This is a genomic window from Candidatus Eisenbacteria bacterium, assembly GCA_016235265.1.
Classification (GTDB): domain Bacteria; phylum Eisenbacteria; class RBG-16-71-46; order RBG-16-71-46; family JACRLI01; genus JACRLI01.
The window spans coordinates 1-24,447 of the sequence record JACRLI010000011.1; the positions used below are offsets into that span (position 1 = coordinate 1).

Consider the following 24,447-nt stretch of genomic DNA (forward strand, 5'->3'; position numbering starts at 1 on the left):
CTTCCCGCCGCAGACAATCGGCCGCTCCGGAGGTAGAATCAGCCGTGTAGCGCCTCGCCGGCACCGCGAAAGAAACCAGCCAGCCGCGAAATCGGCAGGGGGCCCTCATCTTCTCGGCGCTCGCGAATAAAGCAGGCTAGGGCTCCGCCATCCCGCTGCCCGGGGCCGCCGCGCGCCCCCCCGACCACTGCACCATCCCCACCCCCGCCAGCACCAGCGCCCCGCCCACGAAGAAATGCGGTGCGAACCGCTCGTGGAACAGCAGCCACGCCAGCACCGTGGTCAGCACCGGCTGGAAGTTGGAGAACACCGCCACGCGGCTGGCCTCGGTGCGCGAGAGGCACCACACCCACAGGTAGTACGAGAGCACCGAGGTGACCAGGCCCAGGAACAGCACCGCGCCCCAGGCGGCCGCGGGGTAGGCCGCGGGCCGGAAGTCCCCGAATACCCACGGGGCGGCGGGCAGGGTCATGAGCGCGCCCAGCACCAGCGACACCGCGGTCACCGTGATGGGCGGGTGCTCGCGCATCCGCGCCTGGCTCTCCACGCTGTACAGCGCCCACGCCACCACCGCCACCAGCATCAGCAGGTCGCCCGCCAGGTGGCGCCGGTCGAGCGCCAGGCCGCGATCCAGCAGCACCAGCAGCACGCCTGCCAGCGCCGCCAGCAGCCCGCCCAGGCGCAGCCACGTGAACCGATCCTCGCCACGCAGCACGCCGGCCAGCAGCACCAGCAGCGGCGTGGTGGCGAAGAACAGCGCGGCGTGCGCCGGCGAGCTGCGCTGCATCCCCCACAGGAACATGCCCTGGTTCAGCGGCACCGCCAGCAGCCCCAGCCAGGCCAGTCCCCGCCAGTCTCGGGCGCTGAACTGCCCGGGGCGTCCGCCGGTGCCCAGCCACAGCAGCGACAGCGCCACCGCGGCGATGTAGAAGCGCAGCAGCGCCACCGCCGGGACGGGCATCGCGCCCACCGCGTACTTGGCCACGATGTAGGTGAACGGGGAGATGAACAGGTGCGCCAGGATTGCGGGATAGAGCGCGGGGTGACCGGCGCGCACCATGGGCCCCTCGCCGCGCGCGGAGTTGCTGCCGGTCCGCGAGCGGCGGGCCGGCCGGCTTCGAGAAATCAGCCCACCACCTCCAGCGCGTCCCCGACGCGGATGGCGCCCCCCTCGAGCACCTGGGCGCGCAATCCCCCGCGATGCACCAGCCCCTTGTGGGCGCGCGCATCCGTCAGAGCGGCCAGGTGCGAGCACGGTTCGCACAGCCGGATCCCGCGCAGGCGCGCGGCGCCGACCCGGAACTCCCGGCCAACCAGGTGATTGAGCGGCACGCCGCGGGTCTCGATGTTGCGACGACTGGCGCCCGGGGCGAGCCGGTAGCCGTACTCCCGCTCCAGCGCGTCCAGGGCCTCCGTCTCCACGAGCGTCACCTCGCGAGCCGGCTCCATCTTCCGGGAGTACGTGCCGACTCCGGCGTGGTAGCGGTCGCCCTCCAGCCCCCTGCCCGGCACGGCGGTGACCTCCCGGCGGGGTTCCATCGGCGCGGAGCCTTCGGCGGCCACGTGGATCGAGACCACCTCACCCGCCCACGGCTTCACGCCGGCCCCGCTCACTTTGGCGCCCCCGGCGCGGGCAGCTCCCGCGCCACCACCACCGAGGCGAAGCCGCACGTCTTGTGCGTCCCGTCGCAGAACGGCTTGTCCGACGACTGGCCGCAGCGGCACAGACTCACGCGGGTGCGTCCCGCCAGGCCGAAGACACTGCCCTGCGGGTCCACGATCTCGAAGTCCCCTTCCACTCGAAGGGATCCGTTGGGATTCACGGTGATGCGGGTTGCTGCCATGGCGAGGTCCCTCCCCTGCTGGCGGTTTCCGGCCGGGAGTAGACTAGCACAGCGGGGAGGCTGGGGGCTCAGCGGCGTTTCAGCAGGGTGACTCGAAGAGCGTGCCCCTCGCACGCCATGCGCACCTGCGCGACCGGCTCGCCCGCCGCGGTGCGGCGACGGTCGTCCAGCAGCCGCTCCACCCTCGGGTGCGAGGTCTCGCAGGGGCGCGGCAGGCGGGGCAGCAGCGAGGCGCTCAGGATGTTGGAGACTTCCGCGACCATGTCGTACAGCTCTTCCTCGGGAAGTTCGTCCTGCGAGGCTCCGGTCATCCGGGCCATCGCCTGGCGCGCCAGGCCGGGGGTCACGTCCAGGATCAGGACCCCCTCCCACTCGCCGGTAAAGTGCACCATGGCCGTCAGGGCCCCCTCGACGTCCGCGTCGGCGGCAGCCGGGCGGGTCTCGAGGCCGGCGAGCGACCTCCACACCGCTCCGGTCAGGGCCTGGAGGGCGTCCTCTGAAACCACTGCAAGTTGGGGGCGTTCCATGCCCTGAGTTATCGGGCGCGTCGCGGGGCTGCTTTAGCCCGGGCGGGGGTGCCGCACCCCCCCTCCTGTCTGGTATATTCAGGCGCGGGAACAATATCGGGAAGCCCCCGGGCAGCGCCTGCGCGACCCTTCCGCGGGCGCTCCCCGGGGCCCCGCCCGGCGGCAGGCCTCACCCTACGAAAGGACGGTCCCTCATGACTCCCGCGGACGCCCCGCTCGGCGCCACCGACACCCCGACCCGCACCAGCCAGCACAACGCGCTGATTGACCGCTACAGCGCCCGGAACTACGCGCCGCTGCCCGTGGTCGTCTCGAAGGGAAGCGGCTGCTGGGTGGAGGACGTGGACGGCCACAAGTACCTGGACATGCTGAGCGCCTATTCGGCCCTGAACTTCGGCCACTCGCACCCCGAGATCGTGGAGGCCTTCGTGGCCCAGTCCCGGGTGCTCACGCTCACCTCCCGCGCGTTCCAGAACGACCAGTTCGGGCCCTTCTGCCAGGAGGTCACCGAGCTGTGCGGCCAGGACCTGGTGCTGCCGATGAACAGCGGCGCCGAGGCCGTGGAGACGGCCCTGAAGACCGCGCGCAAGTGGGGCGAGAAGGTGAAGGGCGTGGCGAAGGACCGCGGCGAGATCCTGTGCTGCGAGGGCAACTTCCACGGTCGCACCATCAGCATCATCAGCTTCTCGGACGACCCGCAGTTCCGGGAGGGCTTCGGCCCCTTCACCCCGGGCTTCAAGCTGGTGCCCTACGGCGACGCCGAGGCGCTGGAGCGCGCCATCACACCCCAGACCGTGGCATTCCTGGTGGAGCCCATCCAGGGTGAGGGCGGAATCGTGGTGCCGCCGGCCGGCTACCTCAAGCGGGCCCGCGAGATCTGCGCGAAGCACCGGGTGCTGTTCATCGCCGACGAGATCCAGACCGGGCTGGGCCGCACCGGCCGCCTGTTCGCCTGCGACCACGAGGGCGTGAAGCCGGACGTCCTGATCCTGGGCAAGGCGCTGGGTGGCGGCATGATGCCGGTCTCGGCGGTGCTGGCGTCGAAGGAGATCCTGGGCGTGTTCCAGCCCGGGGACCACGGCAGCACCTTCGGCGGCAACCCGCTGGCCTGCGCGGTGGCCCGGGTGGCGCTGCGTGTGCTGGTGCGTGACAAGCTGGCCGAGCGCTCCGCGGAAGTCGGCGGCAGCTTCCTGGCGAAGCTCCAGGCGCTCAAGCTGCCCAAGGTGCGCGCGGCGCGCGGCAAGGGCCTGCTGATCGGCATCGAGCTGGTGCCCGGGGCCGGTCCGGCCAAGGGCTACTGCAAGAAGCTCAAGGACGAAGGCGTGCTGTGCAAGGACACCGTGGAGAGCGTGATGCGCATCGCGCCGCCGCTGGTGATCGAGGAGAAGGACCTGGACTGGGCGCTGGAGCGCATCGTGCGCGTGCTGGCCTGAAACTCGGAGGTGGATGATGGGGGTGGATGTGAAAGGCCGCAGTTATCTTTCAGTCAGGGACTTCTCCGCCGCGGAGACCCTCGAGGTCCTGCGCCTGGCCGCGCAGCTCAAGGCGGAGCGTGCGCGGGGCAAGCCGCACCTCCGGCTGGCGGGCCGGACGCTGGGGATGATCTTCCAGAAGCCCTCGCTGCGCACCCGGGTGTCCTTCGAGGCGGGAATGACGCAACTCGGAGGGCACGCGATCTACCTGGGCCCCGCCGACATCAAGCTGGGGGAACGCGAGACGGTCGAGGACATCGCCCTCACCCTCTCCCGGATGTGCGACCTGATCATGGCCCGGGTGTTCGGCCACGACATCGTGGCCGGCCTGGCGAAGCACTCCACGGTGCCGGTGATCAATGCCCTCTCCGACCGAGAGCACCCCTGCCAGATCCTCGCCGACCTGCAGACCATCCAGGAGCGCAAGGGCCGCATCGAGGGCCTGAAGGCGGTGTTCGTGGGCGACGGCAACAACGTGGCCCAGTCGTTCCTCTACGGCGGGGCGCTGCTGGGGATGCACACCACGGTGGCCTGCCCGGAGGGCTACGACCCGCTGCCCGAGATCGTGAAGGACGCGGCCGCCATGGGCGCCGGCACCGGCGCCTCGATCGCTGTTTCCCACGACCTGAAGTCGGCCTGCCGCGGCGCCGATGTCATCTACACCGACGTGTGGGCCAGCATGGGCCAGGAGGCCGAGGCCTCGAAGCGCCAGCACGACTTCACCGGCTGGCAGGTGAACACGGAGCTGCTGCGCGCCGCCGATCCCGGCTGCGTGCTGCTGCACTGCCTGCCCGCGCACTACGGCGAGGAGATCGAGTACGCCGCCTCCCGCACTCCCAACTCCGCGATCTTCGACGAGGCCGAGAACCGAATGCACGCGCAAAAGGCGCTGATGGTGATGCTGGCCGGGGCATGAGCCGGCCGGTGCTGCACTGGCGTGGCTGAAAGGAGCTTTATGAACAACGGGCGCAAGCGGGTCCTGATCCTGGGGGCCGCGGGAATGGACTACCACGTCTTCAACACTCACTTCCGCGGGGACGAGTCCTCCGAAGTGGTGGGCTTCACCATGGCGGCGGAGCAGAACCTGGGCACCGTCGGCTCCATGCGCACCTACCCGCCCGTCCTCGCGGGGCCGCTGTATCCGAAGGGCATTCCCACCCACCTGGAGAACGATCTTTCCGACCTGATCCCGAAGCTGGGGGTGGACGAGGTGGTGTTCGCCTACTCCGACACCTCGTACGGCTACCTGATGAGCCTGGCGGCCAAGGCCCTGGCCGCAGGCGCCAGCTACCGCATCGTGGCGCCGCGCTTCGTGCAGCTGCCCGCCACCAAGCCGGTGTTCGCGGTGTGCGCGGTGCGCACCGGGTGCGGCAAGTCGCAGACCTCGCGCCGCGTCTACGAGATCCTCAAGAACCGCGGCCTGCGCGTGGTGGCCATCCGCGAGCCGATGCCCTACGGCGACCTGGCCCAGCAGGTGTGGCAGCGCTTCGCCAGCTACGAGGACCTGGACCGGGCGAAGGTCACCATCGAGGAGCGCGAGGAGTACGAGCCCTACATCGAAAACGGCATGGTGATCTACGCGGGCTGCGACTACGCGGAGATCCTCAAGCACGCCGAGGCCGAGGCCGACGTGATCGTCTGGGACGGCGGCAACAACGAGATCGCCTTCTACCAGACCGACTGCCTGATCGTGCTCACCGACCCGCTGCGCCCCGGCCACGAGACCTCCTACCACCCCGGCGAGGTGAACCTCCGGATGGCCGACGTGGTGGTGATCAACAAGGAGGACTCGGCCCGCGCGGAGGACATCGCTTCCGTGCGCGCGGCGGTGAAGCGGGCGAATCCCCGGGCCGTCATCGTGGACGCCGATTCGCCGCTCACGGTGGACGACCCCGCGGCGGTCAAGGGCAAGCGCGTCCTGGTCATCGAGGACGGTCCCACCGTCACGCACGGCGGCATGGGCTACGGCGCGGGCTACGTGGCTGCCAAGCGGCACGGCGCCGCATCCCTGGTGGACCCGCGGCCCTTCTGCCGCGGCGCGCTGAAGCTCGAGATGGAACGCAATCCCCAGCTGGTGGACGTGCTCCCGGCCATGGGCTACAGCGCCGAGCAGCTCAAGGAGCTGGAGGACGCGATCAACGCGGCCGACTGCGACCTGGTGCTGAGCGGCACGCCCATTGACCTGGCGCGCATCATTCACCCCAACAAGCCCATCGTTCGGGTCCGCTACCGGCTGCAGGAGAAGGGCCGGCCCAACCTGGAGGAGATTCTCGGTGCCGTGCTGGCCCGGAAGGGAGTGGCGTCTGCCCAGGCCGGCGGGAGGAAGTAGGGAGGCGAGGGTATGAAGGTCCATGAACTGCTGACGCAACAGTCCGGGTCCATCCTGGCGGAGGCCCGGGAGCTGGTGCGACGCTCCAACCTGGAACACTACGAGGCCGCCGGTGACGAGGCGGTGCGACGCAGGCTCCAGGCTCTGTTCGAACTCACGGCGCGCTGTGTCGCGGACCGCAACCTGGCCCCGATGCTGGAGCACGCCGACCAGGTGGCGAAGGAGCGCTTCAACGCGGGATTCGATCTCTCCGAGGTGCAGACCGCCTTCAACGTTCTCGAGGAGGTCATCTGGAAGCGCATCATCCCGGCGGTCCCGCCCGGGGAGCTGGCGGAGTCGCTGGGGCTGGTGGGAACCGTGCTCGGGGCGGGCAAGGACCGCCTCGCCGGAGCCTACGTGGCGCTGGCCACCCGCACGCGCACGCCATCCCTGGATCTCAACAAGCTGTTCGAGGGCCGCACCGAAGGTTGAGCCATCCCGAGGTGGACGAGCAGAGGGCCCCGGCGTCTCGGCGCCGGGGCCCTCGAATTTGCTGAGAAATCTGTCGCGATTGCCGCGGGGATCACGTCTCGGCCACGGGCTCCGCGGGCTCCGCGTCCTGCGACGCCACTGCGAGATTCGGCAGCAGCGCCGCCTCCCCCAGCAGGTCCGCCACGACCTCGCGGGCGGTATAGCTCAACTTCCCGTCCCGGTAGAAGCGGCCCATGGCCCGCACGTCATCCCCGATGGTCACGATGGCGGGCTCGCGCCGGCCACCCTCGCGGTATTGACCCAGTCCGATTCCGGCCAGCAGGCCGTTGCACAGGCAGCAGCGGCCCTGGGTGTCCTCCAGCTTGCCACCGCGCTTGACGAAGGTCGCCACCGGCTCGGCCGGGCAGCGGAAGCCCAGCTTGCCGTCCTCCCTGCGATACGGCGTGCGCAGCAGGCCGATGTCGCAGACCCGCTCGCGGCCCTGGTAGGTGGAGGGCTCGGACATGGTCCCGCCCAGGGAAGCCACCTTGAAGGGATAGCCCGTGGGCGAGGCGGTGGCGCTGGTGACCACGTCGGTGGTCCCCGCGAGCACCTGGAGGGCCAGCTTGTGCTTGATCGCCGGGTCCAGACCGGACTCCTCGCACAGCGCGAACACGGTGCCCACCTGCACCCCCTGCGCGCCGGCAGCCCGGGCCTCGATCACCCGGTCCCGGTGGGCGTAGGAGCCGGCGAGCCAGAACGGGAGACCGATGCCGCCCACCACGTCGAGATCCACCACGTCGCGCGGGCCGTACTGGGGCTCCCCGCGCTGGTTCAGCACCGGGGCGCCTCGCGGCGGCGCATTGTGCCCGCCCGCGGTGGGGCCTTCGATCACGAAGCCGTCCACCCCGCCCGTACGCTTGCCCAGGGAGAGCGCCAGGGTGGTCGAAGCCACGATGGCCAGGAAGCGCGGGCGGTTGAGCGCGGGCAGCACCGACTGCATCACCTTCACCGGATCGAAGTGCAGCCGGAAGTCGTCGCCGGCCTGGGCCCCTTCCACGTACAGCTTCAGGGAGACCGGCAGTTGCCGGGTCAGCCGGTCCAGCACGCCCGGGATCTCGCGGGGAATGCCAGCGCCCATCAGGACGAAATCCACGCCCGCCAGCATGGCCCCGTAGAGGGCCGCCGGGTTCGGGAGCTGGAGCTTCTCGAGCAGATTGATGCCCACCAGGCCCGCGTGGCCCCGCTTGGCGAGGAACACCTCGCAGAAGTTGGCCACCACGCTCAGCTCGAAGACCTCGGTCTGGGGCTCGGCGCGGTACATCACGGGGGCTCGGTACGGGGTTCCGGGAGGACGGCCACCGGGGCAGAAATACTTGGCCAGGATGCGTTCTACGATGCCGGGCACGGGGAAGTGCGCCAGGGCAGCCTGGAGGTGTCCCCCGGGGTCTCCCTGCTGGAGACGCCGGGAGAAAACGTGGTCGATCGCGCTGCCCGAAACCACGCCCAACTGGCCCGTGCAAGCCACTGCGTTTGCCAGCCGCCAGCCGGATACGCCTATACCCATGCCGCCCTGGATCAGGATCGGTAGCTTCATGCGTGGGTTCGAGCTCCTGGGTGTAACAAAACGCGGCAACGAAGCCGAAAAACTCCATGGCTTCGCCACCGCCACGAACGGGGTCCTACCTTCGGGGCATCATACCATCCCCGGCCGAGGGAAGCGACAAAGATACTTGCCCCCCTCCCGGGGCCATACGGCGGGCTCAGCTGTCCAGCAGGCCCCGGGCTTCTTCCTTGAGGCTCTCCACGGCATCCCGCACCCGCTCTATATGGGTCCTGAAACTCAACACGCAGATCCGGAGGACGTACCGTCCCGCAATGCTGGTGCTGGAGAGGTACACCCGGCCGCGCGCGTTCACCCGGCGCAGGATCTCCGCCCCCAGCGCGGCCTGGTCCCGCCCCGGAGCGCGAACGCTGAAGGCCACCACCGACATCTGGGGCTCGTCCAGCATCTCGAAGTGGGGGTCGTCCTTGAGCTGCCCGTAGGCCCAGCGGGTGAGCTCCAGCTTCTCCCCCAGCTGGCGGCGGAACGGCTCCAGGCCGTGGAGCTGCAGCGGCAGCCACACCCTGAGCCCCCGGAATTCCCGCGACAGCTCCGGCGAGATATCGCTGAAGTTCGGTTCATCCCCGCCGGTGATGTCCTGCAGGTAGGCCCCCGCCACCCGGTACGGCCGCCGCAGCGACTCCCGCTCGCGCACCAGCAGGCAGCCGGTGCCGTAGGGAAAGAACAGTCCCTTGTGCGGGTCCAGGGTGATGGAATCGCAGCGCTCGATGCCCGGCATGAGCGCCTCGCCGCCGGGGGCGATCCGGAAGAAGCCGCCGTAGGCGGCGTCCGCGTGCACCCACAGGTCGTGGCGCGAGGCCACCTCGAGGATGGAGGGCAACGGGTCGATCGCGCCGGTGTTGGTGCTGCCCACGTTGGCCACCACCAGGAAGGGTCTCAGCCCCGCCGCCCGGTCCGCGACCACCAGCTTCTCCAGCTCATCGGCCCGCATCCGCAGGCGGGCGTCGGTGGGCACCCGGCGGATGCAGCGCTCCGGGAAGCCCGCCGTCCGGGCCGCCTTCTGGACCGAATTGTGCGCCTCCCCGGAGATGTAGAGCGTTCCGTGCAGGAAGTCCTCGGGCAGCTTCGCCGCGCGCGCCGCCACCACCGCGCTCAGGTTCGACAGCGAGCCTCCGGAGGTGAGGATGCCCCCGGAGCCGGGGCCGTAGCCCATTATCGCCGCCAGCCACTCGATGGCGGTGGCCTCGATGCGGGCGAGGGCCGGCGAAGGCGCCACCATGCCGACGTAGCGGTTCGCCACCAGGCCGATGAAGTCCGCCAGCGCCACCGTGGGCAGGCCGCCGCCGGGAATGAAGGCCAGGTAACCCGGACCGGCGGTGTTGAACGACTTCAGCACCGCCGGCTTCAGCCGGGCCAGGATCTCCTCCAGCGCCCGGCCCGTCTCGGGCACCGGCTCGCGGAACGTGGCTGCCAGCGCGGCGGCGCCGTCGGTGTCGCCGGCGTGCTGCTCCGGGAGCGTGGCGACGTGGTCCACGACATAGTCCGCGCACGCATCGATCATGCGACGGAGGGCTTCGGGGTCGGGCTCGAGCGGCCAGGTGTCCGGGGTTGGCCTCATGCGCTATTTCAAGTGCCGGTTCACCACCGTCGCCAGCCGCCGGGCGCCCTCGCGGATGGTGTCCGGCGGACAGAACGAGAAGTTGAGCCGCATGGTGTCGCCGCCGCCGCCGTTGGGATAGAACGGCGCCCCCGGCACGAACGCCACACCCTCCTGCAGCGCCTCGCGCAACAGTTCCATGGTGTCGAAGTGCCCCGGCAGCGTGAGCCACAGGAACAGCCCGCCGTCGGGCTGCGTCCAGCGCACCTGCGCCGGGAAGTTCTCGCGCAGCGCCTCCAGCATCACCTTGCGGCGGGAGCCGTACACGTCGCGGATCCGCTTCACGTGGCGGTCCAGGAAGCCCCCCTTCGCCACCTCGTACGCGATGTGCTGGCACAGCGTGCTGGTGTGCAGGTCGGCGCCCTGCTTGATCTGCACCAGGCGCCGGATCACCTCCTCGGGGGCCACGATCCAGGCGATCCGCAGCCCGGGCGCCAGCGTCTTCGACAGCGTGCTGAGGTAGATCACGTTCCCGGTGAAGGCGCCCTCGCCCTTGGCGCAGTGGTGGTACTCGGCGTCCACGTTCACCAGCGAGTGCACGTGCTCGCCCTCGTAGCGCAGCTGACCGTACGGGTCGTCCTCCACGATGGGGGTGCCGTAGTGGTTCGCCAGCTCCACCACGCGGCGGCGGCGCTCCAGGCTCATGGTCACGCCGGCGGGATTCTGGAAGTTGGGCAGCAGGTACAGGAACTTGGGGCCGACCCGAATCGCGTCCTCGAGCGGCTCGATCCGGATGCCGTGCTCGTCGATGGGCACCGTCACGTAGCGGGCCTGGTAGGCGCTGAACGCCTGCACCGCGCCCAGGTAGGTGGGCTGCTCGGTGAGCACCCGGTCACCCGGGTTGAGCATCAGCTTGCCGATGAGGTCCAGCGCCTGCTGGGAGCCGGAGGTGATCAGCACGTTCTCCGGCTTCACCTGGATGCCGTAGCGGTCCATGTGGCGCACCAGCAGTTCGCGCAGCGGCAGGTAGCCCTCGGTGGCGGCGTACTGCAACGCGATCGCCCCGCGCTCGGCGAGCACGCGCTGGGTGGCGTCCTGAATTTCCTGCAGCGGGAACACGTCGGGCGCCGGCAGGCCGCCGGCGAAGGAGATGATGTCGGGCTTCTCGGTGAGCTTGAGCAGTTCCCGGATGACCGAGCTGGTCATCCCTTCGGTCCTCTGGGCGAACCGGCCGCCCCACGGCGTCTTCAGGTCCAGCATGGTGGACATGCGCTCCTCCCCTCCCGGGTTGGCACCCGGCAACGGCGGCCGTGTCCTTCAAGGAACCTGGCGCCGCCGCGCGGGCGCAACGACACACGCAACTACGCTACGCCCGGAACGGGGCCGGGTCAAGCGACGGCCCGCGGGCCGGTGTCGCCACCCGCGGGCCGACTCGATCCGCGCCGGGGTCTTCCGGCACTATCTTCCGGCCCCCTCCAGTTCGTCGGCCAGGGCGCCCATGTCGTAGATGTGGCGGAGCGATTCCACGATGGCCGCCGGGTGCACCGCCACGGTGCGGCCCTGCACTTCGTCGAAGTCGAAGCTCCACTGGAACGCCTGCACGTTGCCGTCGAAGACCAGGCCCACGAACTCGGCGTTCTTGTTGAGGACCGGGCTCCCGGAGTTGCCGCCGATGATGTCGTTGGTGGTCACGAAGTCGAGCGGCGTGGACAGGTCCACCTTCGCCCGTCCCGCCGCGACGCGCGCCGGGAGCTGGAACGGCGGCTGGTTGTCGAAGCTCTCGGCCCGGTCGTACAGGCCCAGGAAGGTGGTCTTCCAGGGCACCCGCGTGGTCAGCTGCCGGTAGCCGGCCACCTTCCCGTAGGTGAGCCGCAGGGTGCCGGTGGCGTCCGGGTAGGTGGACTTGCCGAGCATCGCGAAGCGCGCCCGCGCGATCTTCGCGCCCTCGAGCGACTCCACGCCGGTGACATTCTCCTCATACCAGCTGCGCAGGTCCCGGTACATTCCGTCCATGCGGCGCGTCCACGTCACCAGCGGGTCCGTGGAGGCTTCCACGGCCTTCCGCCCACCCTGCACCAGCTCCCGGCGGAATGCCACGTCCGCCAGGCGGGTGCCCGCGAACAACTCGTGCGCCACTTCGGCCGGCTGCATCCCGCCCAGGGCCAGCTTCACCCACGGGTCCTCCGGGCCCAGGTCCTTGAGACACTCCTCCAGGCCCACGGCAAACAGGTACTCCTCCATCGCCGGGTACACGGGAGCCTTCGAGAACAGCTGGTACTTGACCGATTCCAGGTGCGAGTCGCGGTACTCCTCGAGGCGCTGGTCGTTGGGCCTGGAGGTTTCCGCCACCATCCGCACGATGTCCCCGGCGAAGCCCAGCAGCCGGCCTCCCAGATAGCCCGTGCGCACCTGGTATTCCTTGTTACGGCGCATCATTTCCTTCTCCGCCGCGGCGATCCGGTCCCAAGCCCCGACGCACTCCGCGGACAGCTTCGGATCCCGCGCCACCCACGAGCGGAGCGAGTCCTCCGCCTGGCGCTTCTCCTGCAGGATGTAGTGCCGGTTCACCGGGTCGCCCTGCAGCGCCTCGAGATAGCCGCGCAGCCGCTTGAGCGAATTCTCCAGCCCGAAGATGCGGTCCTGGGCCTGGCGGGCCTGTTCGGCTCCGCGGGCCTCGTACTCGCGGTACGCGGCGAGCTGCCGCTCCCGGATGCGGGTGCGTTCGGGGATCTCGCCGTCGCGCTCGTACTCCAGCTCCGCCACGGTCTTCAGCCGGCTGGTGGAGCCCGGATGGCCGGAGACGAACACCAGGTCGCCTTCGCCCGGGCCCCTCGTGTTCCACTTAAGGTAGTCCGCGGGGCGCACCGGCTGGCCGTTCTCGTACACCCGGAAGAAGGTCATGTCGAGGTCGTGGCGCGGATAGCAGAAGTTGTCCGGATCGCCGCCGTAGAAGGCGGCCTGCTGCTCGGGCGCCATCACCAGCCGGACGTCGGTGTACTTCCTGTACCGGTAGAGCCAGTACTCCCCGCCGTGGTAGAGCTCCACCACGCGGCAGCGCAGCTTCGTCTTCTCGGTGGCCTCCTTCTCGATCCGCGCGGAGACCGACTTGCGCTGCGCGTTCTGCTTCCTGGCATCCGCCGCGGGATCGATGGCCGCGGTCACCCTCGCGGTCACTTCCTCCATGGAGAGGAGCACATTCAATTCGAGGTCCGGGCAGCGCAGCTCTTCCGCCCGGGTGCGGGCGAAGAAGCCGTCCTTCACGAAGTCGGCCTTCGGGGACGAGAGCTTCTGCAGCTGCCCCAGGCCCACGTGGTGGTTGGTGAGCACCAGCCCGTCCGGGGACACGAACGCCCCGGAGGCGCCGCCGAAGTGCACCGAGGCCTTCTGCACGTGCGCGATCCACTCCGGAGTGGGTGTGAAGCCGTAGCGCTGCTGCATCTTCGCGAGCGGGAGGTTGTCGAAGGTCCACATGCCTTCGTCGGCGCGGACGGCCGGCGAGGCGAAAGCCGAGGTGACGATCAGGGTGGCGACGACGAGAGCCCGTTGCAGGGCCGGAGGACGGAAGGCGGAGAAGGTGCGCGACATGCATTCCCCCCGGCGGCGTCCCGGGGGACGCCGCGCGTTCGTGAGATCCCGGTGTCACCGGGAGCGCGGAAGTGTGAAGGGGCGGCCCAATGCGATGATCGGCAAGGAGCGTGAGGTCTCCCGACGGCACTGTCAAGGCGGAGGCTCCGAGCGCGCTCGAAGCGGAATAGCAAGGCGGGGAGCCGTTGGGCTCCCCGCCGAAAAACGCGCCTCGATCCGCCGGCCTACCTGTAGATGCGCTTCAGCGCGCCCCAGCTGCCCGCCTTCACCGGCGTCGCACAGTTGTTGATGGACAGCGTCATGGTCATCATGTTCCACCACGCGCCGTTGGTCATCGTCGGGTTGCAGGTGGTGCCGTCCAGGAAGCCGGGATAGTCGGCGGGTTTGGTCATGCCGAACGCGGTGCTTCCGATCAACAGGCCGTTGGCCACCGTGAAGGCCACGCACTCGGACGGGTAGCCGATGAAGTGCGCGATGGCCTGCACGTTGGTCACCGCCGCCACCGGCTGGCCGGACGAGTACTGCACCGTTTCGAATTCCCTGTAGCTGTCAATCGGGCCGGAGTAGAACGGGTCGCCGTTGCCCCACGGGCCACTGCCGCTCAGCCAGATCATGCCGCCGGTGAAGGTCTTCATGTAGGTGCGGTTGCCGTTCCCGTTGCCGTCCACCGCGTCGAAAATCAGCACGCCGGGGGTGAGCTCGCGGCCGCAGGTGTAGCGCCACTCCGTCCCCAGGCTCACGCCGTTCCAGGACTCGGCCATCATGGTGGTGCCGGCCAGCAGCGCGCCGCCGCCGGCGGCCCAGCCCTCGGTGTAGCGGCCCACGCTGATGGGGCCGCCGATGTCATTGGTCTTGTAGTTGCCGGAAAGGGGAGCCCCGGCGAGCGCGACGCCGGCGACGAGGGTGACGGCGACGGCCGCCAGCAGGACGCGGGTAGCAATGCGCATCATGGTGCCTCTCCTCATGTGGGAACCGTTGGTGGATCCACAAGTTGGCGGCCGCCCCCGGCGAAGTGTCCCGGGGGCTGGGCCGCGCAGCATCGTTCCCGGCGCGGGGGCAGCCCGGAGCCGCGGCAGTGAGCCCGGCTACCCAGGATTGTGGGGAAACTGGCGGCGAGCCGCGATGATAAGGGTCAATCACCAACTTGACCGTGGTCAAGTCAGGCCGGGTCGGCCTCGCCGGCCGCGCGCCGCAGCAGGGCCCGGTTGCGGACGGTGATGCGGTCGCGGGCCAGGCCCACGATCCCCCGGAGGGCGAACGCGCGCAGCACGCGCGAAAAAGTCTCCGGAGTGGTGCCGATCATGCGCGCCATGTCCTTGCGCTTGAGCTCGGCGGCGAGGATGGTCGCCGGCTCCGGGGCATCCTGGCGGGTGTGCAGCAGGCCCAGCAGCAGCCGGGCGGCTCGCTGGCGTACCGGGCGGCACACCAGGTCCATCATCAGTTCCTCGGAGATGCGCAGTTCGCGGGCCAGCTTGGCCAGCAGCTCCAGCGCCAGTTCCGGCTCCTGGCGCAGCGTCTCGCGCAGGACGGGCCACGGAATGATGCACACCTCGGCGTCGGTCACCGCGGAGGCACTGGCTCCGTAGGTCTCCCCCGCGCACAGCGGGCGGTAGCCCAGCATCTCCCCCGGGCCGAGCAGGCGCACCACGCGCTCCTCGCCGTCGCTGCCGGTGAGATACACCTTCGCCTGCCCGGAGCGGAGCACGTACAGCGAGTGCGCCGGTGTGCCCGCGTGGAACAGCACGTCCCCGCGCCGGAACAGATGGGTCGCGACGTCGCCCTCGAGGCGTTCGAAGGCGCTGGTGCTCAGGGCGGTCAGGCAGCCGCCCTTGCGGGTGCCGCAGAGACTGCAGGGCCTGGCGGGAGATTTCTTCATGGTCCTCGCGCGATATGGGCCGTGCGGGGGCGCCGCGCGCGGGAAGCTGCTCCCGCGCGGCACGTCGGCGCGTTAATTCTACACTCTCGCGGGGGGCGCAGCAATCCACCGCCCCGCCACCGGCACGCCGCTGCAACCCTGCCCCGGCCCTTCCACACCAGAGCCACGCCAGATCCCCTTGACTCCCCCGCGCATCCCCCCCACCATTGTTGCCAGACGGCCTCGCTGCCACCGCCCCGCCCGGCCTCCCGGCCCGGTCCCGGGGCAGGCTCCCGTCGGCCGGTACCCCGGTGCGCACCCCTCCTGTTGGAGGCGGTGCGGTCAATATTGGCGTTTCGACGCCGGGGACCGGGCATACCCAGACTCCCTCACAATCACCTGCCCGCCTCCGGCCGCTGACGGCGGACCCATGATCGTCGGCATCGGCATTGACCTGCTCGAGGTGGACCGCGTGGAGCGCGAGCTTCAGCGCGGCGCGGACGATTTCCTGCCCAGCATCTTTCTTGCCTCTGAAATCGCCGACTGCGCGCGGCGGCGCCACCCCGCGAGGCATTTCGCGGCGCGCTTTGCCGCCAAGGAGGCAGTTCTCAAGGCGCTGGCCTGCGGCGCCCGCGACATCGCTTCGTTTCGCGAGGTGGAGGTGCGTGTCGCGGACCGGGGCCAGGGCCAGGTGGTGCTGCACGGCAGGGCCAGGGACCTCGCCGCGGGGCGCGGTGTTCGCAGGATCGCGTTGAGCCTCGCGTTGTCGAGCCGGATGTCCGCGGCGGGGGTGGTGCTGGAGTCCTGACGGCGGAGTGGAACCGGAACCAGGGGGGCGGCGGATGACCCAGACCATCACGTACGAGGAGCGCCTGCGGGGATTCGAATGGTCGGTGGCCGAGCGGGAGCTCGGGCACCGCGCCGGGAACCCGATCAACATCGGCTGGATGTGCAGCGACCGGATCTGCCGCATGGGCCACGGCGCCCGCCGGGCGCTGGTGTGGGAGGGCTCGCAGGGCAACGGGCGCACCTACTCGTTCGACGACCTGCGCGTTCTGAGCAACACGCTGGCGGACTACCTCAAGACCCTCGGCGTGCGGCCGGGCGAACGTGTGTGCCTGTTCCTGGACCGCGTCCCCGAGCTGTACTTCGCATTCCTCGGCATCCTCAAGCTGGGCGCGGTGGTCCAGCCGCTCTTCTCCGCCTTCGGGGACGAGTCGCTGTTCACGCGCCTCAAGGACGCGGGCGCCTGCGCGGTGTTCACGCAGCGCCGCCACCTGGCCAAGGTCCGCAAGGTGCGCTCCGCGCTGCCCGAACTGCGCCACGTGATCGTGGTGGACGCCGGGGACGCGCCGCTGCAGCCGGGCGAGCTGGGGCTCACGCTCGACCGCATGCCCCGGTGCCAGGACTTCCCGGTCCATCCCACCACCTCGGAATCACCCTCGCTGCTGCACTACACGTCGGGGACCACCGGTCAGCCCAAGGGCGCACAGCACGTGCACGGCTCGGTGATCTCCCAGTACCTCACCGCGAAATGGGTGCTGGACCTGCGCGAGGGCGACGTCTACTGGTGCAACGCCGATCCCGGCTGGGTGACCGGGACTTCCTACGGGATCATCGGCCCCTGGGCCAACGGCGTGACCCAGGTGGTGCTGGACTCCGGGTTCCAGGCCGGGCGCTGGTACGACTTCCTGGCCCGGCACAAGGTCACGGTGTGGTACTCCGCCCCCACCGCCATCCGTCTGCTGATGAAGGAGGGCAAGGAGCTGCCCCGCCGCTTCGACCTCTCCAGCCTGCGGCACCTGGCCAGCGTGGGCGAGCCCCTGAACGCCGAGGCCGTGATCTGGTCGAGGGAGACGTTTGGCATCCCCTTCCTCGACACCTGCTGGCTGACCTAGACCGGCTGCATCGTGATCATCAACGTCCCGGGCATGCCGGTGCGCCCGGGCTCCATCGCCCCGGCGTGGCCGGCCTCATCGCACTGCGCCCGGGCTGGCCCTCCATGATGCGCTCCTACTGGAACAACGCGTCCGCCTACGACGCCAAGTTCCACGGGGGCTGGTACCTCTGCGGAGACCGCGCCAGCATTGACGCCGACGGCTACTACTGGTTCGTGGGCCGCGACGACGACGTCATCAACACCGGCGGGCACCTGGTGGGCCCCTTCGAGATCGAGTCGGCGCTGCTGGAGCACCCCGCCGTGGCCGAATCCGCGGCGGTTTCCAAGCCCGACCCGGTGAACATGGAGGTGGTGAAGGCCTTCGTGGTGCTCAAGCCGGGGCACGAGCCCGGGCCGGACCTCGAGCTGGAGATCATGAACTTCATCCGCAAGCGCCTGTCCTCGATCGCCATGCCGCAGGAGATCGAGTTCACGGACGGGCTGCCCAAGACGCGCAGCGGCAAGATCGTGCGCCGCGTGCTCCGGGCGAAGGAATGGAATGAACCGGTGGGCGACTTGTCCACCCTGATGGAGGACTAGGAGGAAGCGATGGACGAGACCCAGCGGACCATCCTGGACTACGTGAAGAAGGAGTACCTGGAGGACGGCGACGACCGGGAGGTGGACGTGAACACCCCGCTGATCAGCGGCGGGATCGTGGACTCCTTCTCGATGGTCTCACTCAAGCGTTTCCTGGAGCGGAAATACCAGGTGCAGATTCCCGACGCCGAGGCGACCCCGGACGCCTTCGACACCGTGACCAGCATCGCGGCCCTGGTGGGACGCTTCCGGAAGGCCACCGTCTAGCCGCCGGGGCGCGGGCCCTGGCCCCCGCCCGGCATGAACGCGAGGAAATCGCCATGGCATACAGCAACACCACACGGGACGCGTACCGGCAGGAGCTGGCCGGCATCCGCGAGGCAGGCCTGTTCAAGGAGGAGCGGGTCATTCACTCCGCCCAGGCCGGCGAGATCGAGGTCGAGTTCCCCGCGGGGCGCGCTCCCCGCCGGGTGATCAATCTGTGCGCCAACAACTACCTGGGCCTCTCCAGCCAGCCGGAGGTGGTCAAGGCCGCGCACGAGGGCCTGGACCGCCGCGGCTACGGCCTGTCCTCGGTGCGCTTCATCTGCGGCACCCAGGACATCCACCGCGAGCTGGAACGCCGGCTCACGGAGTTCCTCGGCACCGAGGACACGTTGCTGTTCCCCTCGTGCATGGACGCCAACGGCGGCGTGTTCGAGGCGGTGCTGGGCGAACCGGACGTGATCATCGCGGACCGGCTGGTGCATGCCTCCCTGGTGGACGGCATCCGCCTGTGCAAGGCGCAGCAGGACACCTACAAGCACTCCGACATGGCCCACCTGGAGGAGAAGCTGGTCGAGCACCGGGACAAGCGCCGCCGCCTGATCGTCACCGACGGGGTGTTCTCCATGGACGGCGATCTCGCCCGGCTGGACGCGATCGTGGCCCTCGCCGAGGAACACGGCGCCATGGTGCTGGTGGATGACTCGCACGCTTCCGGCTTCATCGGGCGCACCGGGCGGGGCACGCACGAACACTGCGGTGTGCTGGGCCGAATCGACCTGATCACCACCACGCTGGGCAAGGCGCTGGGCGGGGCCTCGGGCGGCTGCGTCAGCGGGCGGGCGGAGCTGGTGGAGATGTGCCGGCAGCGGGCCCGGCCGTACCTGTTCTCCAACTCCGTGGCCCCGGTGATCGTCTCGGGCGCGCTCAAGGTCCTGGAGCTGGTGTCGAAGACCACCGAGCGGCGCGACAAGCTGGAGGAGAACACCCGCTACTGGCGCGACCTGCTCACGCAGGCGGGCTTCGACATCAAGGCCGGCGAGAGTCCCATCGTGCCGGTGATGCTGTACAACGCCAGGCTCGCCCAGGACATGGCCCGGGACCTGTTCGAGGAGGGGATCTACGTGGTGGGCTTCTTCTTCCCCGTCGTGGCCAAGGGCCAGGCGCGCATCCGCACCCAGCTCTCCGCGGCGCACGAGAAGCACCACCTGGCCCGGGGCATCGAGGCCTTCAAGAAGGTGGGCGCCAAGTACGGGATCCTGGGCAAGGGCCGCAAGGAGATCGTGGAACTGTACGCCCTGTGAGGGGCGGCGCGCGGGCGCGGAGAGGAGGGCCGCCATGGCCCCCGAGAACGTCATCGAACTGAGCATTCCCGGGAAGATCGCCGTCCCGACGGATGAGCTGGAGCACCTTCGCAGCGCTTTCGCCTCGCTGCTGGAGCTGCACTACGGCAGCCGGGCCGACTGGCGCGAGACCGCCATCAAGCTGGAAATCGAGGGCTGGGACGTGCAGTGCTCCCTGACGTGGCACGTGGAGGCGCGGCGGAAACACGACTTCGAGGAGGCGTGCGGGGCCACGCGGGCCGAAGCCTACCGAAACGTGTTCGACCTGACGAGGATGGACGTCACCGAGGGGTGCACCTAGGGGTGCGCCCCCGGCCCGATGCGGTGGCAGCCCGGTTGCTGCCGGCGGGATGAACCCGGTAGAGAAGCGCCCTCTCAGAAGCCCACTGAAAAGCGAAGGCCGATGCCACGCGTGCCGTCCGGCCGGCCGCTGGCGTGCCACTCACTCGCGGGTACCGTTTCCCACCTCTCGGTGGTGTAGATGGCCCCGATCGCCGCCCCGACGCCCATCCCGGCGATGCCCACGATTCCCGCGCCGATCAGCGGGGCAATCGCCTTGTTGCCGATCTCCTCCCCGGTGCAACTGACCCCGCATTGGGTGACACCCAGGACCGCGCCGCTGAGGGCACCGACGAAGAGTCCGATCACGGCGCCCGTGAGGGTATGCCGCTGCCGCCCGTGGCTCGCCTCGATGCTGGCTACTCTATTCCAGGTGAACGGCATCATCTCTCCGACGCCGTCGAGCTTCAGGACGATACTGTCCGTGCCGGCCGTCGTGACCGTCCCGGTACGGGGCTCGCTGCCGGTCGTTCCCAGCTCGGTGATCCGGATCCGGTCACCGGGTGCGAGCACGCGTGGCCCCTGGGACCATGCGAGCGTGGGTGCGAGCAGCAGTGCAAGGGTGACAAGGAACATGGTCCGGCGCATCTAGACCTCCTGTTCCACTCCCGCCGCTCCCGACGGGAACATCCTCATCGCCACGAAGTAGATTCCCGCCGCCGCCCCGAACCCCACGAACCACGCGTAGTCGTACAGCGGCCGCAGCGCCGGCACCACCAGGCCGATCCAGGCCAGGGTGCAGCCCACGAGCGTCGCCAGCACCGCGCGCCAGTTCCAGCCCGCCGTGTAGGTGTAGGCGCCGCGGGTGCGATACAGGTCTCCCAGGACCAGCCGCCGATTGCGCACCAGCCAGTAGTCGGTGATCGGCACGCCGGCGATCGAGCCCAGTCCGCCGGAGTATCCGACCAGCCACTGGAAGATGTACCCGGATGGATCCGCCAGCAGCCGCCAGGGCTGCATCAGCACGCCGATGATCCCGGTGATCAGCCCGCCGGTGCGGAACGAGATCCAGCGCGGGAACGCGTTGGCGAAGTCGTTGGCCGGCGAGACCACGTTGGCCGCGATATTCACCGCCAGCGTGGCCACCACCACGGTGAACATGGACACCGCCACGATCCATACCTGGCTGAATTGTCCCACCAGCTTCATGGGGTCCCACAGGTCGTCGGCCTTCATGTGCGGGTAGATGATCACCGCGGCCGAGGTGATCATCACCCCCATCGCCGCGAAGACGGTCATGGTGGTGGGTAGCGCCACGGTCTGCCCGATGGCCTGCTGACGCTGGCTCCGCCCGAAGCGGGTGAAGTCCGGCATGTTGAGCGACAGCGTGGCCCAGTAACCGATCATCCCGGTCAGCGAAGGGATGAACACGGGCATGAACTCGGCCCAGGTCCGGAGCCGGGTGGGCCAGTGCAGCAGGTAGCCCAGCCCGTGCGCCCGCCAGACCGCCCACGCCAGCAGCAGCGCGGTCATCACCAGCACGAATGGGGCGGCCCAGTTCTCCACCTTCCGGAGCAGGTTCATGCCCCGGTAAATGATGTAGATGTTGAGACACCAGAACAGCAGGAACGAAATCCACTCGGTGGGCGCGTGACCCATCACCGGCCCGCCCAGCAGGGTGGCCCAGCCCGGGATGAGCGCCCGGAACAGGGTGTGCAGCGCCTCGCCGCCGATCCAGGCCTGGATGCCGAACCAGCCGCACGCCACGATGGCGCGCATCAGGGCCGGGAGGTTGGATCCAAACGTGCCGTAGCTGGCGCGGGCGAACACGGGGAAGGGAATGCCGTACTTGGTGCCGGCGTGGGAGTTGAGCAGGATCGGGCCGAGCACGATGGTGTTGCCCAGCAGAATCGTCACCAGCGCCTGCCACCAGTTCATTCCCACGCTGATCAGGCTCGAGGCCAGCATGTAGGTGGGGATGCAGTGCGCCATGCTGATCCACAGCGCGGCGAAGTTGTAGGTGGTCCAGTCCCGCCGGGCCACCGGCACCGGCGCGAGGTCCCGGTTGTAGAGCGGGCCGGAGTCGAGCGCCGCCGGATCGCGCAGCTCGACGCGACCGTCGGGGTGGCGGATGACTTCCGCGTCCGCGGTGGACGGCATGGGATGACCTCCCGGGCAAGGGTTCATGCACCATGGGACGGCCCTGGGTGTACCGGGCCACCGGAGGGCGTCTCCCCCGCCGGATGGAGCATCCTAGCCTGTTTTGCCGCGTATGCGCTATCCTACCGGTTGACCGAGCCGGCAGGCCGACCCACGCGCCTGCCACCCAGGCGAATGTGCCTGGCGCGCGATCCCACGGGCTCATCGGGCCCCTGCCGGTCGCGCCCAGGCTGCCGGGAGACTCGTGGCCCGTGAGCCCCGACTCGCCGGATCCACCTCCGAACGAAGGCGGCTCAACCATGAGTACCCCGAAGGACCAGGCGGCCACCGGCGCCGCCACCGCGGCAGCCGTGCGCACCGCGCGGGACTACGTCGGCGGCCAGTGGGTGGACTCCAACGCGACCCGCTGGGGCGAGGTGCACAACCCGGCCACCGCCGAGGTGATTGCCCGCACGCCCCTGGGCGGCGCCTCCGACGTGGAACGCGCCGTGCGCGCCGCGCAGGCCGCCTTCCCGGCGTGGCGCGCCACCCCCCCGGTGCAGCGTGCGCGGTACCTGTTCAAGCTCAAGCACGTCATGGAAGAGCGCTTCGAGGACCTGGCCCGCGTGGTCACCCTGGAGCACGGCAAGACGCTGGACGAGTCGCGCAGCAGCGTGCGCCGCGCCATCGAGAACGTGGAGATCGGCTGCGCCATCCCGATGACCATGCAGGGTGCGGCCCTCGAGGACATCGCCAGCGGCATAGACTGCGAGTCCATCCGCCAGCCGATGGGCGTGTTCGCCGCGATCACGCCGTTCAATTTCCCGGCCATGGTGCCGCTGTGGTTCCTGCCGCACGCCATCGCCCTGGGGAACACCTTCGTGGTCAAGCCCAGCGAGCGCGTGCCGCTCTCCCAGCAGGTGGTCTTCGAGATGCTGCACGCCGTGGGCCTCCCCCCCGGCGTGGTCAACCTGGTCAACGGCGCCCGGGAAGTGGTGGACGCGCTGCTCGATCACCCCGGCGTTTGCGGCTACTCCTTCGTGGGCTCCACGCCGGTGGCGCACCACATCTACATGCGCGCCGCCGAGAAGGGCAAGCGCGCCCAGGCGCTGGGCGGGGCGAAGAACTTCGTGCTGGTGATGCCGGATGCCGACCTGGGGAAGGCCTGCGAGGTCTCCATTGACTCGGCCTTCGGTTGCGCCGGCGAGCGCTGCCTCGCCAACAGCGCGGTGATCGCGGTGGGCGACTGCTACCCGACGGTGCGCGAGGGTCTGCTGGCGCGGGCGCGCGCCATCAAGGTGGGCGACGGCATGGAGCCGGGCGTGACCATGGGGCCGGTCATCTCGGCCCAGCACCGCGACAAGATCCTGGGCTACATCGAGACCGGCCTCAAGGAGGGCGCCAAGCTCATCCTGGACGGCCGGGGTTTCCGCCACCCCAAGCACCCCGACGGCTACTGGCTGGGCCCGTGCATCTTCGACGAAGTGACCCCGGACATGGTGATCGCGCGCGAGGAGATCTTCGGGCCGGTGCTGTGCCTCATGCGGGCGAAGGACTTCGACGAAGCCTGCGCGGTGGTCAACGGCCATCCGCAGGGCAACGCCTCCAGCATCTTCACCACCAGCGGCAAGTGGGCGCGTGAGTTCCGTTACCGGGTGGCGCCCTCGATGCTGGGCATCAACATCGGCGTGGCCGCGCCGATGGCGTTCTTCCCGTTCGGCGGAACCAAGGCCTCGTTCTTCGGCGACGTCAAGGCCCACGGCCGCGAGTGCGTGGACTTCTTCACCGACAAGAAGGTGGTCATCAGCAGGTGGTAGCTGGCCATCGAGGGAGTGATCCATGCCCCGCAAGATCGTCGGCGGTCTGATCCAGTGCAGCAACCCGGTCAATGACGAGTCGCAGCCCGTGGAGAAGATCCAGCGGGCGGCCCTGGACAAACACCTGAAGCTGGTCGAGGAGGCCGGTCGCAAGGGCGTGCAGGTCCTGTGCCTGCAGGAGATCTTCAACGGCCCGTATTTCTGCCCCGGCCAGGACGCGCGCTGGTACGCCGCGGCCGAGCCGGTGCCCGGCCCCACCACCGAGGCGGTCGCGGCGGTGGCGAAGAAGCACTCGATGGCCGTGGTCGTGCCGGTGTACGAGCGCGAGCAGGCCGGCGTGTACTACAACACGGCCGCCGTGTACGACGCCGACGGCTCCTACCTGGGCAAGTACCGCAAGAACCACATTCCGCAGACGTCGGGCTTCTGGGAGAAGTACTTCTTCAAGCCCGGAAACCTGGGCTACCCGGTGTTCCAGACGCGCTACGCGAAGGTGGGCGTGTACATCTGCTACGACCGCCACTTCCCCGAGGGAGCCCGCATCCTGGGACTGAACGGGGCCGAGCTGGTGTTCAATCCCAGCGCCACGGTGGCCGGGCTCTCGCAGCACCTGTGGAAGCTGGAGCAGCCGGCGCACGCGGTGGCCAACGGGTACTTCATGGGTTGCATCAACCGCGTCGGCACCGAGGCTCCGTGGAACGTGGGCCGCTTCTACGGCTCGTCCTACTTCGTGGACCCGCGCGGGAGCTTCCTGGCGCAGGCCAGCGAGGACCAGGACGAGCTGGTGGTGGCCGAGATGGACCTCGACCTGATCGAGGAGGTGCGCCGGGTGTGGCAGTTCTATCGCGACCGGCGGCCTGAGTCGTATGAAGCCATGGTGCGGCAGGCGCCGTAGGAGAGACC

At 69.6% G+C, this 24,447-nt stretch carries 24 protein-coding genes; 12 read left to right on the forward strand and 12 right to left on the reverse strand.

Translation table 11 applies throughout. The features are described from left to right. Positions 1-136: 136 nt before the first annotated feature. The 4 genes from HZB25_05610 to HZB25_05625 form a co-directional block, all read right to left on the reverse strand. Complete coding sequence (locus HZB25_05610; protein MBI5836699.1) at positions 137-1,060, reverse strand: DMT family transporter; 924 nt, start codon at positions 1,058-1,060, stop codon at positions 137-139. A gap of 65 nt (positions 1,061-1,125) precedes the next feature. Next, the gene (locus HZB25_05615) at positions 1,126-1,539 is read right to left on the reverse strand and encodes an MOSC domain-containing protein (protein ID MBI5836700.1); all 414 of its coding nucleotides are present in this window, start codon (positions 1,537-1,539) and stop codon (positions 1,126-1,128) included. Between the two features lie 71 nt (positions 1,540-1,610). Then, on the reverse strand, positions 1,611-1,844 hold the full coding sequence (locus HZB25_05620) for a CDGSH iron-sulfur domain-containing protein (GenBank protein ID MBI5836701.1): 234 nt from the start codon (positions 1,842-1,844) through the stop codon (positions 1,611-1,613). Between the two features lie 68 nt (positions 1,845-1,912). Further along, positions 1,913-2,371: a chemotaxis protein CheX gene (locus tag HZB25_05625; protein MBI5836702.1), complete on the reverse strand. Its 459-nt coding sequence runs from the start codon at positions 2,369-2,371 to the stop codon at positions 1,913-1,915. A gap of 194 nt (positions 2,372-2,565) precedes the next feature. Here HZB25_05625 and rocD point away from each other — a divergent pair, with 194 nt between their 5' ends. The 4 genes from rocD to HZB25_05645 are packed head-to-tail and all read left to right on the forward strand — an operon-like array spanning position 2,566 to position 6,643. Continuing rightward, positions 2,566-3,804, forward strand: a complete 1,239-nt coding sequence (gene rocD / locus HZB25_05630) for an ornithine--oxo-acid transaminase (protein ID MBI5836703.1) — start codon at positions 2,566-2,568, stop codon at positions 3,802-3,804. Between the two features lie 16 nt (positions 3,805-3,820). Next, the gene (argF, locus tag HZB25_05635) at positions 3,821-4,759 is read left to right on the forward strand and encodes an ornithine carbamoyltransferase (protein ID MBI5836704.1); all 939 of its coding nucleotides are present in this window, start codon (positions 3,821-3,823) and stop codon (positions 4,757-4,759) included. A gap of 39 nt (positions 4,760-4,798) precedes the next feature. Next, positions 4,799-6,172: a GTPase gene (locus HZB25_05640; protein ID MBI5836705.1), complete on the forward strand. Its 1,374-nt coding sequence runs from the start codon at positions 4,799-4,801 to the stop codon at positions 6,170-6,172. 12 nt (positions 6,173-6,184) lie between these two features. Then, positions 6,185-6,643, forward strand: a complete 459-nt coding sequence (locus tag HZB25_05645; protein MBI5836706.1) for a hypothetical protein — start codon at positions 6,185-6,187, stop codon at positions 6,641-6,643. A 91-nt stretch (positions 6,644-6,734) separates the two neighbouring features. On the opposite strand, the gene HZB25_05650 is transcribed toward HZB25_05645, so the two are convergent. From HZB25_05650 to HZB25_05675, 6 genes are all read right to left on the reverse strand, one after another. Then, on the reverse strand, positions 6,735-8,219 hold the full coding sequence (locus tag HZB25_05650; protein MBI5836707.1) for a nitronate monooxygenase: 1,485 nt from the start codon (positions 8,217-8,219) through the stop codon (positions 6,735-6,737). Positions 8,220-8,385: 166 nt separating this feature from the next. Next, positions 8,386-9,804 carry an aminotransferase class V-fold PLP-dependent enzyme gene (locus HZB25_05655; GenBank protein MBI5836708.1) on the reverse strand — a complete coding sequence of 473 codons (1,419 nt, stop codon included), beginning with the start codon at positions 9,802-9,804 and terminating at the stop codon, positions 8,386-8,388. A 3-nt stretch (positions 9,805-9,807) separates the two neighbouring features. Continuing rightward, positions 9,808-11,043 carry a PLP-dependent aminotransferase family protein gene (locus HZB25_05660; protein ID MBI5836709.1) on the reverse strand — a complete coding sequence of 412 codons (1,236 nt, stop codon included), beginning with the start codon at positions 11,041-11,043 and terminating at the stop codon, positions 9,808-9,810. Between the two features lie 198 nt (positions 11,044-11,241). Next, entirely contained in the window at positions 11,242-13,368 is a 2,127-nt protein-coding gene (locus tag HZB25_05665) for a S46 family peptidase (protein MBI5836710.1), read from the reverse strand. A 224-nt stretch (positions 13,369-13,592) separates the two neighbouring features. Then, entirely contained in the window at positions 13,593-14,318 is a 726-nt protein-coding gene (locus HZB25_05670; GenBank protein MBI5836711.1) for a hypothetical protein, read from the reverse strand. 209 nt (positions 14,319-14,527) lie between these two features. Further along, complete coding sequence (locus HZB25_05675) at positions 14,528-15,244, reverse strand: Crp/Fnr family transcriptional regulator (GenBank protein MBI5836712.1); 717 nt, start codon at positions 15,242-15,244, stop codon at positions 14,528-14,530. A 409-nt stretch (positions 15,245-15,653) separates the two neighbouring features. Between HZB25_05675 and acpS the strand changes: the two genes are divergently transcribed. From acpS to HZB25_05705, 6 genes are all read left to right on the forward strand, one after another. After that, on the forward strand, positions 15,654-16,031 hold the full coding sequence (gene acpS / locus HZB25_05680) for a holo-ACP synthase (protein MBI5836713.1): 378 nt from the start codon (positions 15,654-15,656) through the stop codon (positions 16,029-16,031). 34 nt (positions 16,032-16,065) lie between these two features. Beyond that, complete coding sequence (locus tag HZB25_05685) at positions 16,066-17,121, forward strand: AMP-binding protein (GenBank protein ID MBI5836714.1); 1,056 nt, start codon at positions 16,066-16,068, stop codon at positions 17,119-17,121. A gap of 65 nt (positions 17,122-17,186) precedes the next feature. Beyond that, positions 17,187-17,702 carry an AMP-binding protein gene (locus HZB25_05690; GenBank protein ID MBI5836715.1) on the forward strand — a complete coding sequence of 172 codons (516 nt, stop codon included), beginning with the start codon at positions 17,187-17,189 and terminating at the stop codon, positions 17,700-17,702. A 9-nt stretch (positions 17,703-17,711) separates the two neighbouring features. Then, positions 17,712-17,969, forward strand: coding sequence for a hypothetical protein (locus HZB25_05695; GenBank protein MBI5836716.1), 258 nt, complete (start codon positions 17,712-17,714; stop codon positions 17,967-17,969). Positions 17,970-18,022: 53 nt separating this feature from the next. After that, positions 18,023-19,270 carry a glycine C-acetyltransferase gene (kbl, locus tag HZB25_05700; GenBank protein MBI5836717.1) on the forward strand — a complete coding sequence of 416 codons (1,248 nt, stop codon included), beginning with the start codon at positions 18,023-18,025 and terminating at the stop codon, positions 19,268-19,270. A gap of 34 nt (positions 19,271-19,304) precedes the next feature. Then, entirely contained in the window at positions 19,305-19,610 is a 306-nt protein-coding gene (locus HZB25_05705) for a hypothetical protein (GenBank protein ID MBI5836718.1), read from the forward strand. Positions 19,611-19,684: 74 nt separating this feature from the next. On the opposite strand, the gene HZB25_05710 is transcribed toward HZB25_05705, so the two are convergent. Both HZB25_05710 and HZB25_05715 read right to left on the reverse strand, forming a co-directional pair. Then, the gene (locus tag HZB25_05710) at positions 19,685-20,236 is read right to left on the reverse strand and encodes a hypothetical protein (protein MBI5836719.1); all 552 of its coding nucleotides are present in this window, start codon (positions 20,234-20,236) and stop codon (positions 19,685-19,687) included. Beyond that, on the reverse strand, positions 20,237-21,748 hold the full coding sequence (locus HZB25_05715) for an NCS1 family nucleobase:cation symporter-1 (protein MBI5836720.1): 1,512 nt from the start codon (positions 21,746-21,748) through the stop codon (positions 20,237-20,239). It abuts the gene before it with no gap. A 299-nt stretch (positions 21,749-22,047) separates the two neighbouring features. Here HZB25_05715 and HZB25_05720 point away from each other — a divergent pair, with 299 nt between their 5' ends. Together HZB25_05720 and HZB25_05725 are read left to right on the forward strand one after the other, a co-directional pair. Next, positions 22,048-23,544 (forward strand): CoA-acylating methylmalonate-semialdehyde dehydrogenase, encoded by a 1,497-nt coding sequence (locus HZB25_05720; GenBank protein ID MBI5836721.1) that lies wholly within the window; start codon positions 22,048-22,050, stop codon positions 23,542-23,544. 22 nt (positions 23,545-23,566) lie between these two features. Beyond that, positions 23,567-24,439 (forward strand): acyltransferase, encoded by an 873-nt coding sequence (locus HZB25_05725; GenBank protein ID MBI5836722.1) that lies wholly within the window; start codon positions 23,567-23,569, stop codon positions 24,437-24,439. Positions 24,440-24,447: the final 8 nt, after the last annotated feature.

Excerpts from the sequence above, each read along its gene's own strand:
- HZB25_05620 (MBI5836701.1), bottom strand. The coding sequence starts at position 1,844 with ATGGCAGCAACCCGCATCACCGTGAATCCCAACGGATCCCTTCGAGTG.
- acpS (MBI5836713.1), top strand. The coding sequence starts at position 15,654 with ATGATCGTCGGCATCGGCATTGACCTGCTCGAGGTGGACCGCGTGGAG.
- HZB25_05655 (MBI5836708.1), bottom strand. The coding sequence starts at position 9,804 with ATGAGGCCAACCCCGGACACCTGGCCGCTCGAGCCCGACCCCGAAGCC.
- HZB25_05695 (MBI5836716.1), top strand. The coding sequence starts at position 17,712 with ATGGACGAGACCCAGCGGACCATCCTGGACTACGTGAAGAAGGAGTAC.
- HZB25_05645 (MBI5836706.1), top strand. The coding sequence starts at position 6,185 with ATGAAGGTCCATGAACTGCTGACGCAACAGTCCGGGTCCATCCTGGCG.
- HZB25_05720 (MBI5836721.1), top strand. The coding sequence starts at position 22,048 with ATGAGTACCCCGAAGGACCAGGCGGCCACCGGCGCCGCCACCGCGGCA.
- HZB25_05670 (MBI5836711.1), bottom strand. The coding sequence starts at position 14,318 with ATGATGCGCATTGCTACCCGCGTCCTGCTGGCGGCCGTCGCCGTCACC.
- argF (MBI5836704.1), top strand. The coding sequence starts at position 3,821 with ATGGGGGTGGATGTGAAAGGCCGCAGTTATCTTTCAGTCAGGGACTTC.
- HZB25_05675 (MBI5836712.1), bottom strand. The coding sequence starts at position 15,244 with ATGAAGAAATCTCCCGCCAGGCCCTGCAGTCTCTGCGGCACCCGCAAG.
- HZB25_05665 (MBI5836710.1), bottom strand. The coding sequence starts at position 13,368 with ATGTCGCGCACCTTCTCCGCCTTCCGTCCTCCGGCCCTGCAACGGGCT.
- HZB25_05650 (MBI5836707.1), bottom strand. The coding sequence starts at position 8,219 with ATGAAGCTACCGATCCTGATCCAGGGCGGCATGGGTATAGGCGTATCC.
- kbl (MBI5836717.1), top strand. The coding sequence starts at position 18,023 with ATGGCATACAGCAACACCACACGGGACGCGTACCGGCAGGAGCTGGCC.
- HZB25_05715 (MBI5836720.1), bottom strand. The coding sequence starts at position 21,748 with ATGCCGTCCACCGCGGACGCGGAAGTCATCCGCCACCCCGACGGTCGC.
- HZB25_05625 (MBI5836702.1), bottom strand. The coding sequence starts at position 2,371 with ATGGAACGCCCCCAACTTGCAGTGGTTTCAGAGGACGCCCTCCAGGCC.
- rocD (MBI5836703.1), top strand. The coding sequence starts at position 2,566 with ATGACTCCCGCGGACGCCCCGCTCGGCGCCACCGACACCCCGACCCGC.
- HZB25_05640 (MBI5836705.1), top strand. The coding sequence starts at position 4,799 with ATGAACAACGGGCGCAAGCGGGTCCTGATCCTGGGGGCCGCGGGAATG.
- HZB25_05610 (MBI5836699.1), bottom strand. The coding sequence starts at position 1,060 with ATGGTGCGCGCCGGTCACCCCGCGCTCTATCCCGCAATCCTGGCGCAC.
- HZB25_05615 (MBI5836700.1), bottom strand. The coding sequence starts at position 1,539 with ATGGAACCCCGCCGGGAGGTCACCGCCGTGCCGGGCAGGGGGCTGGAG.
- HZB25_05705 (MBI5836718.1), top strand. The coding sequence starts at position 19,305 with ATGGCCCCCGAGAACGTCATCGAACTGAGCATTCCCGGGAAGATCGCC.
- HZB25_05725 (MBI5836722.1), top strand. The coding sequence starts at position 23,567 with ATGCCCCGCAAGATCGTCGGCGGTCTGATCCAGTGCAGCAACCCGGTC.
- HZB25_05685 (MBI5836714.1), top strand. The coding sequence starts at position 16,066 with ATGACCCAGACCATCACGTACGAGGAGCGCCTGCGGGGATTCGAATGG.
- HZB25_05710 (MBI5836719.1), bottom strand. The coding sequence starts at position 20,236 with ATGCGCCGGACCATGTTCCTTGTCACCCTTGCACTGCTGCTCGCACCC.
- HZB25_05660 (MBI5836709.1), bottom strand. The coding sequence starts at position 11,043 with ATGCTGGACCTGAAGACGCCGTGGGGCGGCCGGTTCGCCCAGAGGACC.